This window comes from Micromonospora jinlongensis, assembly GCF_013410645.1.
Classification (GTDB): Bacteria; Actinomycetota; Actinomycetes; order Mycobacteriales; family Micromonosporaceae; genus Micromonospora; species Micromonospora zamorensis.
Genome location: NZ_JACCHK010000001.1, coordinates 4,107,502 through 4,123,030, shown reverse-complemented (window position 1 = coordinate 4,123,030; position 15,529 = coordinate 4,107,502). Strand labels below are relative to the sequence as shown.

Genomic DNA, 15,529 nt, shown 5'->3' with positions numbered 1-15,529 from the left:
AGGTAGTAACCTCGCGGCCACATCACTGATCGATAGCGGCGAAATTAGCTCCTCCAGGGAGGAAACATGAAGCACCGCGCCACAGGTGCCGTGCTGTTCGGCGGCGGCGTACTGCTCCTGGCGCTGGCAGCCGGACTGGTTTTCGTCGTGAAGCCCGCGATGACCAAGCTGCCCTACGACTTGGAAGCCTCGACGTCGGTGGCGGAGGCGAAGGGTGCCACCTTCCTCCACATCACCAACGGTGCCATCGCAATCCGCCAGGGCGACCTCAAGTCCACTGTCCTGGTGACGCCCAACCGCGAGCAGACCGCGAACCTCAGCGGCGACCTCGATGGCGACACGGTGGTCTGGACGGTCGGTCAGACCGTCAACCGGACGGACACCAAGGAACTGGTCAACGCGTACGGCGCGATGCTGGCGCTGGACCGGGTCTCCGGCGCGGCGGTTAAGTGGGACGGTCAATACCTCGACGACACCGGCACCCGGGAGAAGGTCTCGTTCGCCGGTCAGGTCTACAAGTTCCCGTTCAACACCGAGAAGCGGAGCTACGACGTCTTCGACCGCGATCTGCGGAAGTCTCTGCCGGCCGAGTTCAAGGGCACGGAAGACGTTGACGGGCTCGAGGCGTACCGGTTCGAGCAGGTCATCACCGACCAGCAGCTCAACCTGGCCGCCGACCGGGTCGCCCTGCTGCTCGGGGCGCTCGCTCCCGGCGCGACCCAGGGCAAGATGACCTACAGCAACACCCGGACGCTCTGGATCGACCCGGTCACCGGGTCGTACGTCAAGGTGCGGGAGCAGCAGAGCAAGACCCTGGTGCCGGACGTGGGCACCCCGGTCTCGCTGCTCAACGCCGACTTCGTCTACAACGACGCGACGGTGGAGGCGTCGGTGAAGCGGGCCAACGAAAGCCGTAGCCAGCTCGCCATCCTCGGCGTCTACGCTCCGATCGGGCTGGCCGTGCTGGCTCTGCTGCTGATCGTCGCCGGTCTGCTGGTGACCCGCCGCGGCGGGGCTGCTCCGGCGGCCGAGGCACGCCATCGGGCCGACCCGGTGCCTGCTGACGACCCCGCCCCGACCCGGGTGGACCAGCCGGCTGTGCGGGACGACAAGTCCGGGCGGGACGGGGGTCTGCTGGCCGACGAGATCCCGCCAGCGTCGACGAACTGGAAGTCCGACGATCCGACGGTGCCGACCCAGCGTCCGGCGCCTGGCGAGGTGGAGCAGCGCTGACGCGCGTTTGACCGGAAGCACGTCTGAGGGGTGGGCCGCGATGCGGTCCACCCCTCAGTTCGTTCAGCGGCACCTGCCTCGGACGCCCGTGTGCTTTACATTCGTTACCTAATTGTAATTGCTCGATGCATCCTCACTCTCCGCTGTGCACAGGTGGGTATATGCCGGCTTTGATGTTCTATGCCGCACCCCTGTCTGCTGATGCTTGGACGCATCGTGACGGGGCAATGTCGCTCGGCCGCCCAACTGTTACCGCTGGGTAAGTGGGGGGTTGTGACCCACGCCGCAACGGGTGCACGATCAGGCTCGATCGTTACCCGCCGGTAACAGACGACGGGCCCGATGTGGGCCGTCAGTTGGGGACCGGCCAGCCCGCGCATCCACCTGAGGAGAAACCCGTGCAGGATCGGCTTGAGAATCAGGGGCGTACCCGGTGGTGGCGGTTCGCCGCCATGGCGGTGCCCGCCACCGCCGCCGTCGGCGCCATCCTGTTCGGCATGTCGACCGGCGCCATCGCGTCCGACGTCACCGTGTCCGGGCAGACGTTCAAGATCGGCGCGGCCCGCCTCGAGGGCGACGGCTTCAAGCAGTACGGCGGCGTCGTCCGCGAGAAGGGTGAGGACGGCAGGACCCACCCGATCGCCGTCGCCGAGATCAGCAGCGCAGAGCTCTACAACCTCTGCCAGTCCATCCGCTCCGACCTGCCTGGCCTGCCGGTGGTTCTCACCATCAACGCCGGTGAGGGCAAGGAGCCTGCCCGGGCCAAGGACCTGCTCATCGCCATGGACTCGCTCGACGGCAACGCGACCTTCACCAACATCAAGATTGGCCGGGACGCGACCGACCTGAACGCGACGGCGCAGAAGGGTTCGTTCGGCCAGAACTCCGACCACGTCACCATCACCAACCTCCAGCAGGTGTCCCGGTACACCACGGCGGCCACCTTCAACCTGGTCGGCCTCCGACTCAAGGTCAACGTGGGCGACGACGCCAAGGGCAAGGAGTGCTTCTGAGGTGACGGGGCCCGCGGTGGCCGACCACCGCGGGCCCCGGCCCTGTCCCCGTCCCCGCTCCGCCAGGAGGAGTACGTGACAACCGCCAACGCGTCCCACGCCCGGCCCGGCGGCACGGCCCAGGCGTGGCAGACCTTCCGTCGCTGGCAACGGAGCCGACCGTTCTGGGGTGGCCTCTTCATCGCCCTGGCCGGGGTGGCGATGTTCGCCTCCACCCGGATGACGATCAACGGCCTGAGCTTCCACAGCGGAGCCACCGGTCTACTCTCGCTCCTGATCCCGGTCATCCTGGTGACCTGCGCGCTGCTGCTCTGGTTGAGCCCGGCGCAGCGGCTGTTCTACTCGGTCGTCGCGGCGGTCACGACGGTCTACTCGCTGATCGGGCTCAACCTTGGCGGCTTCTTCGTCGGTCTGCTGCTCGGCATCGTCGGCAGCGCGCTCGCCTTCGCCTGGACCCCGATCCGACCCGCGCCAGCCGCTGCCGAACTGTCCGACACCGAACTGCCCCTCGCCGAACAGGTCGATGCGGATCAGGCGGAGGCGGATCGGCCTGGCGCGGATCAGGCGGACGCGGATCGGCCTGGCGCGGATCAGGCGGACGCGGATCGGCCTGGCGCGGATCAGGCGGACGCGGATCAGGGCCACGCCGAGCAGAGCGGAGTTGAGCGGCTCGACACGGAGCGGCTCGCAGTCGTGCAGGCCGACACGGCCGACGAACGGGTGGACCGCTCGGCGGGCGGCGCGACCGACGCGGGCGCACCGCCCGAGTGGCCGGGACGTTCCGCTGATCCGCGGGTGTTCGGAGTCGCGCTGCTGGTGCTGGGCCTCGCCGCGGCCGGCCTGGCCACCCAGCCCAGAGCGGTGCAGGCCGCACCGACCCGACCCGCCGCGGCCGCCTGCCCGACCCCGTCCCGGTCCGTCACGCCGTCTCCCAGCGCCACCACTCCCACCGGGACGTCGACGCCGACACCGAGCGCCAGCCCGGAGCGGGACGGCAACATCATCACCGACATCCTGGACGGGATCGGGGACCTGTTCACCGGTGGTCGCAGCGAGAAGACCGCGGCGCCGTCCGCTACCCCGACCGCCAGCGCGTCGGCGAAGCCGACAGTCACACCGACGGCCCGCCCCGGGTCCACGGCCTGCCCGTCACCGAAGCCGGGCGGGTCGGGCAAGCCCGGGGCCACGACACCCGACAAGCCAGACAAAGCGGAGCCGGGCAAACCGCTGCCCCGCATCGCCGCCGACCCGAGTCTGCCAATGGTGGGCCAGACGCCGTCCAAGCTCACCGGCTCCAAGGTCACCATGACCGGGCTGCGGTTCGACGGGACCACCGAGCTGCAGACCGAGAAGGGCAGCCTCAAGGTGCTGAAGTTCAGCATGCGGGAGGCGGTGACCGACGACTTCCTGCTGGTCGCCGACGGCCCCGACGGGCGCACCCAGCGGTACAAGACCGACCAGCTGACCGTCCGCGGCAACGTGGCCTTCTACTCCACCCGGTTCGTCGGCAAGCTCCTCGGCATCAAACTCACCCTGACCCCGGACCTGCCGTTGCCGGACGGGATCCCGGTCACCCTGCCGATCTCGATCACGTTCACCGACCCGGTCATGGATTTGGCGTACGTCGCCAGTGACACGCTGACCGCCCGGCCGTCGTTGGCGCTGACCCTCGGCTGAACGGCGCATCCGTCCCGATGGCTCCGGGTGCTGGCAACTCGTCGTACCGCCAGCACCCGGAGCCGTCAGCGGCTCAGAGCCGTGCCAGCGCCTGGCGCAGCGGGTCGAGCCCCAGCGCGCCCAGGTCCAACGCCTGCCGGTGGAACTCGCGCAGGTCGAAGTCCGCGCCCTTGCGGGCCTTGGCGTCCTCGCGGGCCTGGAGCCAGATCCGCTCACCGACCTTGTACGACGGGGCCTGCCCCGGCCAACCCAGGTAGCGGTTCAGCTCGAAGCGCAGGTTCTCGTCCGGCACCCGGCAGTGCGCCCGCATGAACTCCCAGCCCAGCTCGGGCGTCCACCGCTCACCCGGGTGGAAACCGAACGGGTTGTCCTTCGGGATCTCCAGCTCCAGGTGCATGCCGATGTCCACGATCACCCGCGCCGCGCGCATCGCCTGACCGTCGAGCATGCCCAGCTTGTCGCCCGGATCCTCCAGGTAACCCAACTCGTCCATCAGCCGCTCCGAGTACAGCGCCCAGCCCTCGCCGTGCCCGGAGACCCAGCAGAGCAGCCGCTGCCAGCGGTTGAGCAGGTCGGCCCGGACGGCGGTCTGCGCCACCTGGAGGTGGTGACCCGGCACGCCCTCGTGGAAGACCGTGGTCACCTCCCGCCAGGTGGAGAAGTCGCTGATGCCCTGGGGCACCGCCCACCACATCCGGCCCGGGCGGGAGAAGTCCTCACTCGGGCCGGTGTAGTAGATGGCGCCGTCGCTGGTCGGGGCGAGGCAGCACTCGATGCGGCGGACCTGCTCCGGGATGTCGAAGTGGGTGCCGTTCAGCTCGGCGATCGCCTTGTCGGCGAGCTCCTGCATCCAGTCCCGGAACGCCTCCTTGCCCTGGATGGTCCGGGCCGGGTCGGCGTCCAACCGGGCCACGGCCTCGTCGACGGTGGCGCCGGAGCCGGCGATGCGCCCGGCGACGACCCGCATCTCCGCCTCCAGGCGGGCCAGCTCCGCGAAACCCCAGGCGTACGTCTCGTCCAGGTCGACCTTGGCGCCGAGGAAGTACTGCGAAGCCAACTCGTAGCGTTCCCGGCCAGCGGCCTGCTTGTCCCGCCCGTGCGGGGCCACCTCGGTACGCAGGAACTGGCCGAACTCGGCGGTCGCCGCGGTCGCCGCCGCCGCCCCCCGACGCAGCTCCGCGCCGAGCGAGCCCTCCGCGTCCAGCCGCTCGACCAGCCCGTGGAAGAAGTTGTCCCCGGTCGGGTCGACCCAGATGTCGCACTGCTTGGCCACCTCGACCAGCTGCACCTTCGAGCTGACCTGACCGGCGGCGAGCGCTTCGCGCAGCGTGGTCTTGTAGCCCTCCAGCGCGCCGGCGAAGCCGTTGAGCCGGGCCGCGATGTTGGCCTGCTCGTCGGCGGTCTCGGTCGGCATCAGGTCGAAGACCATGCGGATCTCGTGCAGCCCGCTGGTGATGACGCTGACCTCGCTGGTCACCTCGCCGGCGTCGTACCGGGCCAGGTCCAGGCCTAGCCTCTCCTGCATGGCCTCCTTGGCGGTCCGCTCCAACTCGGTTGCCGGCTCGGTCACCTCCAGGTCGGCGAGAGTCCGGCGGGTGAGGTCCGCACGCGCTCGGTAGCCCTCGGGTGAGAGGTCGTCGAGCTGGTCGTCATGGCCGGCGATGCCGACGAAGGTCGCGCCGGTGGGGCTCAGGGGCGCCCACTCGGCCACGTATCGGTTGGCTAGTTCATCAATTCGTCCCACGCTGCGACACTACGTGACCACCCCGCCTCCGTGTCGATGACGTTTGTCGTGTTCAAACACAGGTTCCGACGGGCTGTGACGTCCGAAAAGGCAGGCGACTTTGTCGGGGGGCTGCGGCAGAGTGTCAGGGGTGAACGCCGATACCACTCCTGACAAAGCGCCAATCCGTTCCTGGTTGCCAGGCTTCGTCGCCCTCGCCGCGATCTGGGGCTCCAGCTTCCTCTTCATCAAGGTCGGGGTGGCCGAGCTGCACCCGGTCCAGCTCACTCTCTACCGGGTCGTCGCCGGCGCGTTGACCCTGCTCGTCGTCCTCGCCGTGCTGCGCGACCGGCTGCCCCGCGAGCCCCGGGTCTGGGCACACCTGACTGTCGTCGCCGCGTTCGGTGTGGCCGTGCCGTTCACCCTCTTCGGCTACGGCGAGCAGCGGGTCGAGTCGATGCTGGCCGGCATCTGGAACGCCACCACGCCACTGATCGTGCTGCCGTTGGCGGTCCTGGTCTTCCGCACCGAGCGGCTGACCGCGCGCCGTGCGGTCGGGCTCGGGCTGGGCTTCCTCGGTGTGCTGGTGGTGCTCGGCGTCTGGGAGGGCATCGGCGGGGCCCACTTCACCGGCCAGCTGATGTGCTTCGGCGCGGCCGCCTGCTATGGCGTCGCCATCCCGTACCAGAAGCGGTTCGTCGCCGGCAGCGCGCACTCCGGCCTGTCGCTGTCCGCTGCGCAGCTGCTGCTCGCGGCCGGGCAACTGGCCATCGTCACCCCGTTCGTCGCCGGGATGCCGCCGCTGCCCACCGAGCTGTCGGCGGGTGTGGTGGCCAGCGTGTTGACCCTCGGCGCGCTCGGCACCGGGCTCGCTTTCGTGATCAACATGCGCAACATCCGGGTGGCTGGCGCGAGCACCGCCTCCACCGTCACGTACCTGATCCCGATCTTCGCGGTGCTGATCGGCGCCGTGGCGCTCGACGAACGCCTCAACTGGCACCAGCCGGTCGGCGCGTTGATCGTGCTGCTCGGGGTAGCGGTCTCGCAGGGCGTTTTCGGCCGCCGACAGCTCCGGCCGGTGGTCGGGGTCGGTGCGCCCACCGCACCCGCCGCCGAGCCAGCCCGTCGCTGACGCCGCGCCGCGTCGCGCCGCGTCGTGCCGCGTCGTGCCGCGCCGCAGTGCCGGTAGGTGATCGACTCGGCTTCATTGAAATCGGGGTGTCCATCTGGCCAGGACACCCCGATTTCATGAAAGCCGAGTCGATCATGGCCGGAGCGGCGGCTGGAGGGGGTTGGGCCACCGGCGGGCCGGCCACCGGCGGGCCGGCCACCGGCGGCCGCCGGAAGGCGGCGGGCTGGCCGTCGAGGTCAGACGCGGTTGTGGGTCCAGTCCACGAGTTGCTCCGCGGACCAGGTGTTGACCACGCGGTCGGCGGGGACGCCGCAGAGGGCGGCCCGCTCGCAGCCGAACCGTTGCCAGTCGAGCTGGCCGGGCGCGTGCGCGTCGGTGTTGATGGCGAACCGGCAGCCGGCCTCCAGCGCGCGGCGGATCAGCCGCTTCGGTGGATCCTGGCGCTCCGGCCGAGAGTTGATCTCGACGGCGGTGTCGTGCTCCGCGCAGGCGGCGAAGACCGCGTCCGCGTCGAAGTCGCTCTCGGCCCGGGTCCGGGCCCGGTGACCCCGGTCGCCCGGGCCGGTCACTCCGGCCGGGCGGGACGACACCATCCGGCCGGTGACATGGCCGAGGATGTCCAGGTGCGGGTTGGCGACCGCGGTCAGCATGCGACGGGTCATCTTCGACCGCTCGTCCTTGAGGTTGCTGTGCACCGACCCGACCACCACGTCCAGCCGGGCCAGCAGCTCGTCGTCCTGGTCGAGTGAGCCGTCCGCGAGGATGTCCACCTCGATCCCGGTGAGGATCCGGAAACCCTCGGGCAGCGCCGCGTTGACCTGCGCGACGTGGTCGAGTTGCCGGCGCAGCCGGTCCGCGGTGAGGCCCCGGGCCACCGTCAGTCGTGGCGAGTGGTCGGTCAGCACCAGGTACTCGTGGCCCAACTCCACAGCGGCCAGCGCCATCTCCTCGATCGGCGAGCCGCCGTCGGACCAGTCCGAATGGGTGTGGCAGTCGCCCAGCAGGGCGGCGCGTAGCGCCGTCGCCTCGGCGTCCAGGTCGCTGCCCTCGGTCGCCACCAACCGCCGCAGGTAGACCGGCTCCTCACCGGCCAGCGACTCCACCACACAACGGGCCGTGACGTCACCAACCCCGGCCAGCTCGGTGAGCGTGCCGTTGCCGGCCCGGTCGGCCACCTCGGTCGCCGGCAGGCCGGCCAGCGCCTTTGCCGCCGACCGGAACGCCCGAACCCGATAGGTGGCCTCGTTCGCACGCTCCAACAGGAACGCGATCCGGCGCAGGTCGGCGATGGGGTCCCGGGCCTTCATCCCACCGAACCTAGTCGGTGCCGCCCCGGTCAGGGAGCCTTCGGACAGCCGTGTTTGCGCTGCCACGCGGTGACCTCGGCGGCTGGCTCCCGATTGCCGCCGCGCCGCCAGGAATCCAGGTAGCGGGCCGGCCAGAGCACCCCGCGCCGAATCCACCAACCGTCCTTGCCCGCGCACGGGGGCGAGATGCCGAAGTGCACGTGGCACACGTTGTTGGCGTTGCCGGTGCGCCCCACCTTGCCGAGCTGCTGCCCGGCGCGGACCCGCACCCCGGCGTCGACCCCGCCGGACACGGCACTCAGGTGCGAGCCGTAGTAGCGCACCCCGTCGTCGCCGAGGAGGGAGACCGACAGGCCACCGTTCTCCGGGCCCTGCGGCCCCCGCTTCGAGTAGCGGTCGACCCGACTCACCTCCAGCACCGTCCCGTCGGTCACCGCGACGAACGGTTCACCACAGTCGGCGAAGAGATCCGTGGCCGGATACGCCCCGTGCGTCGGGTGGTAGTCGACGTTGTCGGCGCGTACCGGAAAGACATGCCGCAGCCCGGTGCGCGGTGCCGTCGCCGACGGCCCGGCGGACGACGGTGTCGAGGCCGGGGTCGGGGTGGCAGCCGGCGGCGACGGTGCCGCCGGCTGCTCGGCGGTCGCCCAGACCGCCGGCGGCGTGGGCGCGGCGCCGTCGGCCGGCACCCCCGGCCGGGTTGTCGCGCAGCCGGCGGCCAGCACCGGGACGAGCAGCAGCAGGATCGGGTACGCCGGACGCGCGCGGCGGCCGATCGTCGGCGACGGCATCCGGTCATCCTGGCAGAACCGGTACCGTGGGCACGAGCGACGCGCGTGAGGGGAGGGCAGCGACGGTGACCATCGCCCGACCCGAACCTGGCTCGGATCCCGGTGCCTTCGCCCGCCCGGCGGCGCGTACCCCCTCGGGTCTTTTCCCCGCCGGCCCGCCGGCCCGGCCCACCTACCGCGAGCCGCACCCGGTCACCGGCGGTGGTGTCGCCGCTGGCGGCGGCGCGGCGGCCGGTTGGTTCCTGTTGTTCGGTCTGCTCGGCACCGATGTGGCCAGTTACGCGTGGTGGACGGTAGTGGCCGGTCTGCTGGCGTGGCTGACCGCCCTGGTGCTGGTCCGCTACGGCGACCGAGGGGTCGCCACCGGGGTCGCCATCGTCACGGCGGGAGGCTGGAGCATCGCCGCCGCCGTGCTGGCGGTCCGCTGGGGGACCAGCGGTGACTGGCCGCTGTGGTGACCGCCGACTGCGTCACTGACTGCTCCCGTGACAGTGCCGAAACGGCTCCGAAACGAGTGTCCATGACTGCGCCGTGTGCCCGGTTGGCTGCGTAGCGAACGCCGTCTTGACGTGGCCGCCGAGACTCGGCACGCTCGGCACTATGGCCTGGACCACCCCGCGACAGGACCCGGATCGCAGCCGCCGCCGCCTTCAGTTGTTGGCCGAGTTGGCGGGCGCCCGCGCGGTCCGTCAGCGCAGCCGCCCGCAGCGGCAGCGCACCGAGCGTCTGCGCCAGCTCATCGCCACCCGCCGTCGGGTCGCCGGCTGATCCGACTTTGTCAGGAATGACCGGCGCTTCGGGGCGTTGACCGGTCGCCTGCCGACCCGACCGGCTAACGTGCACGCGTAACGGGTCGGCGTTGTGCCGAGGGGCTATTGGGGGGACCGTGTCGTACTTCGCTGCGGCCGTGGTGCGCGACGACAGTGGCTGGACCGCCGCCGAGGTCAGCCTGCGTGGCGCCACCGACATCGACGAGGTCGCTGACCGACTGCGTGACGTCGACCAGGAGGCCGACGTGTCGCTGCTGTTCGTCGAGGCAGATGACGCCTATCTGGTGGTCCTGCGCCTCGACGAGGGCGACGACCTACGGGTGTTCGGTTCGGACTCCGCGTTCGCCGAGGAGTCCCCTCTTGGTTCGCTGCTGGTCGGTGACCTGAAGACCTCGGTCACCGGGCTCGACGGCGACGAGGAGCCGCGCCCGGTGACCAGCGGTGACGAGGAGAGTGAGCAACCCGTCGTCGACCCGGAGGCCGACCCGGTGGGCGATGCCGACCTGCTGGCCAACCTGGGCATCTCCGCGCAGAAGCTGCTGACGCTGTGTACGCACGAGGGAATGATGCCGGCGGACGTCACCGCCGAGATCTGCCAGGTGCTCGGCTGCGTCGACGAGGTCGAGGAGCTGCGTGAGGTCTGAGCCGGCCGACGCCACCGATCCGTCGCTGGAGTCGATCCGGCCTGGGCAGCCGACCCCCGGTGCGGTGGGCCGCGCCGGCCCGGGCGCCCACGAGGGCTTGGCCGACCTGGGCGAAGTCGGCCGACGGCAGCGGCACGAGCTGTGGATGCGCCGCGCACTGGAGGTCGCCGTCACGGGCGTTGGCGACGCTGCCACCGGTGCCACGGACGTGGACGACGTGCCGGTGGGCGCGGTGCTCTACGGTCCGGACGGGACTGAGCTGGCCATCGGGCGCAACGAGCGGGAGTTGACCGGCGACCCCACCGCACACGCCGAGGTGCTGGCCCTGCGCCGAGGTGCCGAGCAGGTCGGCCGGTGGCGGCTGGACGGCTGTACCCTGGTGGTCACCCTCGAACCGTGCACCATGTGCGCGGGTGCGCTGGTGCTGGCCCGGGTCTCCACCGTCGTCTTCGGCGCGTGGGAGCCCAAGACCGGCGCGGCCGGATCGCTCTGGGACGTGCTGCGCGACCGCCGGCTCAACCACCGCCCCGAGGTCTACGGCGGGGTGCTGGAGGCCGAGACCGCCGCCGTCCTGCGCGCGTTCTTCCGCTGAGGCCGGGCCGCCGGTCAGGCCGGCGGCAGGGCGACCGGCGTGACGTGGCGCGGGTTGGCGCGGCGGGGTCGGGCCGGCCTGATGCGGAAAAGCGTGATGACTGTGAGGCATATTGATGCCACACAGTCATCACGCTCTCCGCGATGACGCCGCCCGGACGGGTCAGGCGATGATCGTGTCGAGGGCGATCTCGACCATCTGGCTGAAGGTCTGCTCCCGCTCCTCAGAGGTGGTCTTCTCGCCGGTCTTGATGTGGTCGCTGACGGTCAGCACGGTCAGCGCGCGGGCCTTGAAGCGGGCGGCGATCGTGTAGAGCGCCGCCGACTCCATCTCCACCGCCAGCACGCCATAGTCGGCGAGGGTGTCGTAGAGGTCCGGCCGGTCGGTGTAGAAGGCGTCCGCCGCCAGGATCGGCCCGACGTGCATCGTGATGCCGCGCCGCTCAGCCACCTCGACCGACGTACGCAGCAGCCCGAAGTCGGCCACCGGGGCGTAGTCGATCAGCCCGTCGAAGCGCATCCGGTTCATGTTGGAGTCGGTGGAGGACCCGATGGCCGCCACCACGTCCCGCAGTTGCAGGTCGGTGCTGAGGGCACCACAGGAGCCGACGCGGATCAGCGTCTTCACGCCGTACTCGTTGATCAGTTCGTGTGCGTAGATGGAGGCCGACGGCATGCCCATGCCGGAGCCCTGGACGGAAACCTCGACGCCGTTCCAGCGGCCGGTGAAACCCAGCATGCCCCGGACCGTCGAGTAGCAGGTGGCGCCCTCGAGGTAGGTCTCCGCGATCCACTTGGCCCGCAGGGGGTCGCCCGGCATCAGGACCCGCTCGGCGATCTCGCCCGGCTTCGCGCCGATGTGCGTACTCATGGCAAAGATCCTGCCAGGCCGGCATGGGCGATACCGGTTCGGCGTCGGAACCAGCGGTCCTGTACCCTCGTCGGCGGTGGCGTGTCCGAGCGGCCTAAGGAGCACGCCTCGAAAGCGTGTGAGGGTTAACGCCCTCCGAGGGTTCAAATCCCTCCGCCACCGCTCGTGAAGTGCGAAAGCGCCCGGACGATCCGCGAGGATCGGCCGGGCGCTTTCGCCAGTGGTCTCAGTCAATGGGCGAGGTGATCGAGTTAGTGCCGGCTTAACCCGGCGTTATCTCACCGCGCGCGAGGCTCGTCCCTGCCCGGGCGGGCGATGGACCCGGTCCGGGTACATCGTCACGGGAGGATCACGCATGCGAATCCGTACCCTAGGGGTGCCCGCCCTGGTCGTCGCGTTGCTGACGGCCGTCACCCCGGCCGCCGCGGCCGCCGCGACCGCCGCGACCGCCGCGACCGCCGCGACCGCCAGCTTCGGCCCACCGGTCGACGTGGCGACCGGCGCCGTGCCGGGTGCCATGGCCACCGGTGATCTCAACGGCGACGGGCGGCCCGACCTGGCGGTCGCGCACCCGGACGCGGACCGGGTTTCGACCCTGCTCGGTCAGGGGGCGACCGGCTTCCGCGCGAGGAGCGTGGTGGCCCTCGGCGGCGCGCCCCGCTCGGTCGCGCTCGCCGACGTCAACGGCGACGGCCGGCGGGACCTGGTCGCCACGGTCGTCGACATCGCTCTCAACCAGGTGGTGATCGCTCTCGGCCGGGGCGACGGCCGGTTCCACGCGCCTCGGGTGATCGACCTGGCCGTGAACAGCATCCCCCGCAACCTGGTGGCGGCCGACTTCGACGGTGACCGGGACGTCGACCTGGCGCTGACCCTCGCCGGGCGGGAACAGGTCCAGGTGCTGCGCAACGACGGTCGGGGCCGGTTCGCCCTCGGTGCGACTCTGGCGGCCGAGCCGACCGCCAACAACGGGCTGACCGGCGCCGACCTCAATGGGGACGGTCACGTCGACCTGGTGGCGACCGGCGGCGTGTACGGCCGGGTGGTGACCTGGCTGAACGCCGGGAACGGCACATTTGCACCGGGGGTGTGGAGGGAACTGTGGACCGCGCGCAACCCGGCCGTGGTTGCCGACTTCGACACGGACGGCCGGGTCGACGCGCTCGTACCGGGAGCCGAGTGGGGTGACGCGCTCTATCTGGCGGGCAATGGCGATGGCACCTTCGCCGAGGAGCGCACCCACTTCTTCGGACAGGGTGAGCGGAACGCGACCGGCGGCGACTTCGACGGGGACGGTCGGGCGGATCTCGCGTTCGGCGGCGGCTACTACGGCGTGCTGGTGGTGCTCGGCAACGGTGACGGCACCTTCCAGGCCCCGATCACCCTGGCCACGCCCAACGTGCCCGGCGTGCCCGTGGTGGACGACTTCACCGGGGACGGGCGCGATGACATCGTCGTGTCGAACGACAGCGGCCTGAGCGATGTCCTCTGGTTCTTCCCGACCGTGTGAGCGCCGAGCCGGGGTGGCGGTAGACGAGCGCCCGGTCGATCCGCGAGGATCGGCCGGGCGTTTCGCTCAGAGCTGCTGCTCGCCGCCATCGACGAACAGCTCGCCGCCGGTCATGAAGCTGCTCTGGTCGGAGGCGAGGAAGAGCGCCGCGTTGGCGATCTCGTCCGGGTGGGCCATCCGGCGCATGGGCACGCCCGAGGCGATGGACTGGAGCAGGCCGGGGGCCTCCTCGGGGCTGGGCGCCAGACCCGCGAGCCCGGGGGTCTCGGTCGAGCCGGGGACCAGGGTGTTGACCCGAATGTTCCGGCCGACCAACTCGGCGGCCCAGGTGCGGCCGAACGAGCGGATGGCGGCCTTGGACGCGGCGTAGACGCTGAACGCCGGGGTGCCGTTGCTGGCGGCCGTCGAGCCGGTCAGCACGATCGAGGCACCCTCGTTGAGCAGGGGCAGGGCCTTCTGCACGGTGAAGACGGTGCCGTAGATGTTGGTGTCGAAGGTGCTGGCGATGTGTTCGACCGTGATCGAGTCGAGCGGGAGGAACTCGCCGCCGCCGGCGTTGGCGAACACCACGTCCAGCCCGGCGCCCCGGGCCTCGATCGCCCGCATCACCCGGTCCAGGTCGTCGAGGTTGCCGACGTCACTCGCGATACCGGTGGCGTTGGTGCCGATGCTGGCCACGGCCTCGTCCAGCGGGCCCTTGCGCCGGCCGGTGACGAAGACGTAGGCGCCTTCGGCGGCGAATCGGCGGGCGGCGGCCAGGCCGATGCCCGTGGTGCCCCCGGTGACGAGGGCGGTCTTGCCGTCGAGCTGTCCCACGATGGATCTCCTTTGACGAATTCTGTACTGAGCGGTACGGATTCGACCGCAGCAACCAGCGGCGGCGTCCGCAAATTTCTGTACCGATCGGTTGGGCCGCGGGTAGGATGGGTCGAGGGAGGTGGTGGCCGTGCCACAGCGAGGGCGACCACGGGGTTTCGACGCCGACGAGGCGCTGGAGCGCGCAGTGGAGGTGTTCTGGCGTCAGGGGTACGAGGGCGCGTCGGTGAGCGACCTCACCGCCGCGATGGGCATCAACAAACCCAGCCTCTACGCCGCCTACGGGGGCAAGGAGGAGTTGTTCCGCAAGGCCGTGGCCCGCTACGCCGAAAAGGACATGGCGTACGCCCGGAGCGCGTTCGCCCAACCCACCGCGTACGAGGTGGTCGCCACCCTGCTGCGGGAGAACGTGCTCGCCGTGACCCGGCCCGACCGTCCGGCCGGGTGCCTGTCGATCCAGGGGGGCACCGCCTGCTCCAGCGAGAACGCGCCCGTCGCCGGGTTCCTTGCCGCCAGCCGCCTGGCCGGCGAAGGGGCTCTCGCCGACCGGTTCGCCCGCGCTGTCGCCGAAGGCGACCTACCCGCTCACGCCGACCCGGTCGCGCTCGCCCGCTTCGTCATGATCGTCAGCGAGGGGCAGGCGGTGCATGCCGCCGCCGGTGTCAGCCGTGAGGACCTGCGACAGGCCGCTGAGATCGCGCTCGCCGGTTTCGCCGCGGCGTCCGGGGCGCGGCTGCCCGAGCAGGCCACCGGGACGGTCTGAGCGCTCAGCGAGCCGCGAACAGCCCGCCGGGTGTTCCCGACACCGAAGCGTCGACCCGACGTGCCGGGCGGGTCGATCCACATCGGATCAGCCCGCCCGTCAGCGCTAGGCCAGCGCGGTTCGCCTCAGCAGGGGCCGACGCCCTCGTCGAAGAGGCGGCGGGCCCAGTCCGCGTACCCCGCGATGGTTTTTCGGACCGTGCGCCCGTCGTGCAGGAACAGGTACGCGCGGTCGCCGCTGCGGGCGAGCAACCCGTCGAGGCGGTGCGTCCCCTGTGGAGCGTCGAGTCTGGTCACCAACTGGTAGCGGGCCCAGACCTGGTCGACGGGCGAGCCCACCGTTATGCCCTCCGGTGTCCGCATCGGGTCGCCGACCCAGAGCAGCACCAGTCTGTCGTCCATGAAGACCGGGCTGACCGTGTCGTGGCCGACGAGCATCGGCCCGCAGGCGTCCAGGCTGGTACGCAGGATGCCGCGCTGGGTCAGCTCATCCTCGGTGTCACCGAACTCGATGTTGCGCAGGCCGTTCAGGTCGATGATCTCCACGCTGCCGGCGGGCCGGCCGTGCGGGATCGACCCGGTTGGCGGTACGCCGCTGCCAGCGATCGAGGCAGCCGTCATCAGCATGGCTATAAAAGCAAATTGTCGCAATTTCATGGAATCCCCCAGTCCCCAACGGAACGAGGGCG

The 15,529-nt window shown here is 70.8% G+C and carries 16 protein-coding genes and 1 tRNA gene; 11 read left to right on the top strand and 6 right to left on the bottom strand.

Annotation, left to right across the window (positions count from 1 at the left end; translation table 11 throughout):
* Window positions 1-66 precede the first annotated feature (66 nt).
* From pgfA to HNR22_RS18245, 3 genes are all read left to right on the top strand, one after another.
* Window positions 67-1,233, top strand: coding sequence for a cell envelope lipid trafficking protein PgfA (gene pgfA / locus HNR22_RS18255; RefSeq protein WP_179781371.1), 1,167 nt, complete (start codon window positions 67-69; stop codon window positions 1,231-1,233).
* Window positions 1,234-1,631: 398 nt separating this feature from the next.
* Window positions 1,632-2,246, top strand: a complete 615-nt coding sequence (locus HNR22_RS18250; protein WP_179781370.1) for a DUF6230 family protein — start codon at window positions 1,632-1,634, stop codon at window positions 2,244-2,246.
* A 75-nt stretch (window positions 2,247-2,321) separates the two neighbouring features.
* Window positions 2,322-3,923, top strand: a complete 1,602-nt coding sequence (locus HNR22_RS18245; RefSeq protein WP_179781369.1) for a DUF6114 domain-containing protein — start codon at window positions 2,322-2,324, stop codon at window positions 3,921-3,923.
* Between the two features lie 73 nt (window positions 3,924-3,996).
* Here HNR22_RS18245 and HNR22_RS18240 read toward each other — a convergent pair whose 3' ends face one another.
* The gene (locus tag HNR22_RS18240; RefSeq protein ID WP_179781368.1) at window positions 3,997-5,667 is read right to left on the bottom strand and encodes a DUF885 family protein; all 1,671 of its coding nucleotides are present in this window, start codon (window positions 5,665-5,667) and stop codon (window positions 3,997-3,999) included.
* 130 nt (window positions 5,668-5,797) lie between these two features.
* On the opposite strand from HNR22_RS18240, the gene HNR22_RS18235 reads away from it, so the two are divergent.
* A complete protein-coding gene (locus HNR22_RS18235; RefSeq protein WP_179781367.1) occupies window positions 5,798-6,778 on the top strand; it encodes an EamA family transporter in 981 nt (326 codons plus the stop codon).
* Between the two features lie 236 nt (window positions 6,779-7,014).
* Here the strand turns inward: HNR22_RS18235 and HNR22_RS18230 are convergent, their stop codons facing one another.
* Both HNR22_RS18230 and HNR22_RS18225 read right to left on the bottom strand, forming a co-directional pair.
* Window positions 7,015-8,085, bottom strand: coding sequence for a PHP domain-containing protein (locus HNR22_RS18230; protein ID WP_179781366.1), 1,071 nt, complete (start codon window positions 8,083-8,085; stop codon window positions 7,015-7,017).
* Between the two features lie 29 nt (window positions 8,086-8,114).
* Complete coding sequence (locus HNR22_RS18225; protein ID WP_179781365.1) at window positions 8,115-8,876, bottom strand: M23 family metallopeptidase; 762 nt, start codon at window positions 8,874-8,876, stop codon at window positions 8,115-8,117.
* Window positions 8,877-8,941: 65 nt separating this feature from the next.
* Between HNR22_RS18225 and HNR22_RS18220 the strand changes: the two genes are divergently transcribed.
* The 4 genes from HNR22_RS18220 (at window position 8,942) to HNR22_RS18205 (ending at window position 10,882) form a co-directional block, all read left to right on the top strand.
* On the top strand, window positions 8,942-9,334 hold the full coding sequence (locus HNR22_RS18220) for a hypothetical protein (RefSeq protein WP_425488063.1): 393 nt from the start codon (window positions 8,942-8,944) through the stop codon (window positions 9,332-9,334).
* 142 nt (window positions 9,335-9,476) lie between these two features.
* Window positions 9,477-9,644, top strand: coding sequence for a hypothetical protein (locus tag HNR22_RS18215; protein ID WP_167454701.1), 168 nt, complete (start codon window positions 9,477-9,479; stop codon window positions 9,642-9,644).
* A gap of 118 nt (window positions 9,645-9,762) precedes the next feature.
* On the top strand, window positions 9,763-10,290 hold the full coding sequence (locus tag HNR22_RS18210) for a tRNA adenosine deaminase-associated protein (protein WP_179781364.1): 528 nt from the start codon (window positions 9,763-9,765) through the stop codon (window positions 10,288-10,290).
* A gap of 145 nt (window positions 10,291-10,435) precedes the next feature.
* Window positions 10,436-10,882 (top strand): nucleoside deaminase, encoded by a 447-nt coding sequence (locus HNR22_RS18205; RefSeq protein WP_179783606.1) that lies wholly within the window; start codon window positions 10,436-10,438, stop codon window positions 10,880-10,882.
* A gap of 162 nt (window positions 10,883-11,044) precedes the next feature.
* Here the strand turns inward: HNR22_RS18205 and deoD are convergent, their stop codons facing one another.
* Entirely contained in the window at window positions 11,045-11,752 is a 708-nt protein-coding gene (gene deoD, locus HNR22_RS18200) for a purine-nucleoside phosphorylase (RefSeq protein WP_074315244.1), read from the bottom strand.
* 75 nt (window positions 11,753-11,827) lie between these two features.
* Between deoD and HNR22_RS18195 the strand changes: the two genes are divergently transcribed.
* Together HNR22_RS18195 and HNR22_RS18190 are read left to right on the top strand one after the other, a co-directional pair.
* Window positions 11,828-11,914: transfer RNA gene (locus HNR22_RS18195), tRNA-Ser, on the top strand.
* Window positions 11,915-12,107: 193 nt separating this feature from the next.
* Window positions 12,108-13,262 carry an FG-GAP repeat domain-containing protein gene (locus HNR22_RS18190; RefSeq protein WP_179781363.1) on the top strand — a complete coding sequence of 385 codons (1,155 nt, stop codon included), beginning with the start codon at window positions 12,108-12,110 and terminating at the stop codon, window positions 13,260-13,262.
* Between the two features lie 66 nt (window positions 13,263-13,328).
* Here the strand turns inward: HNR22_RS18190 and HNR22_RS18185 are convergent, their stop codons facing one another.
* Window positions 13,329-14,078 (bottom strand): SDR family oxidoreductase, encoded by a 750-nt coding sequence (locus HNR22_RS18185; RefSeq protein ID WP_099849238.1) that lies wholly within the window; start codon window positions 14,076-14,078, stop codon window positions 13,329-13,331.
* A gap of 130 nt (window positions 14,079-14,208) precedes the next feature.
* Between HNR22_RS18185 and HNR22_RS18180 the strand changes: the two genes are divergently transcribed.
* On the top strand, window positions 14,209-14,841 hold the full coding sequence (locus HNR22_RS18180) for a TetR/AcrR family transcriptional regulator (RefSeq protein ID WP_099856814.1): 633 nt from the start codon (window positions 14,209-14,211) through the stop codon (window positions 14,839-14,841).
* A gap of 125 nt (window positions 14,842-14,966) precedes the next feature.
* On the opposite strand, the gene HNR22_RS18175 is transcribed toward HNR22_RS18180, so the two are convergent.
* Entirely contained in the window at window positions 14,967-15,461 is a 495-nt protein-coding gene (locus HNR22_RS18175; protein ID WP_172862127.1) for a hypothetical protein, read from the bottom strand.
* Between the last annotated feature and the right edge of the window lie 68 nt (window positions 15,462-15,529).

Bases quoted from the DNA above. Each gene is read 5' to 3' on its own strand.
- HNR22_RS18205 (WP_179783606.1), top strand. From the start codon at position 10,436: ATGCGCCGCGCACTGGAGGTCGCCGTCACGGGCGTTGGCGACGCTGCC.
- pgfA (WP_179781371.1), top strand. From the start codon at position 67: ATGAAGCACCGCGCCACAGGTGCCGTGCTGTTCGGCGGCGGCGTACTG.
- HNR22_RS18175 (WP_172862127.1), bottom strand. From the start codon at position 15,461: ATGACGGCTGCCTCGATCGCTGGCAGCGGCGTACCGCCAACCGGGTCG.
- HNR22_RS18230 (WP_179781366.1), bottom strand. From the start codon at position 8,085: ATGAAGGCCCGGGACCCCATCGCCGACCTGCGCCGGATCGCGTTCCTG.
- HNR22_RS18190 (WP_179781363.1), top strand. From the start codon at position 12,108: ATGCGAATCCGTACCCTAGGGGTGCCCGCCCTGGTCGTCGCGTTGCTG.
- HNR22_RS18225 (WP_179781365.1), bottom strand. From the start codon at position 8,876: ATGCCGTCGCCGACGATCGGCCGCCGCGCGCGTCCGGCGTACCCGATC.
- HNR22_RS18215 (WP_167454701.1), top strand. From the start codon at position 9,477: ATGGCCTGGACCACCCCGCGACAGGACCCGGATCGCAGCCGCCGCCGC.
- deoD (WP_074315244.1), bottom strand. From the start codon at position 11,752: ATGAGTACGCACATCGGCGCGAAGCCGGGCGAGATCGCCGAGCGGGTC.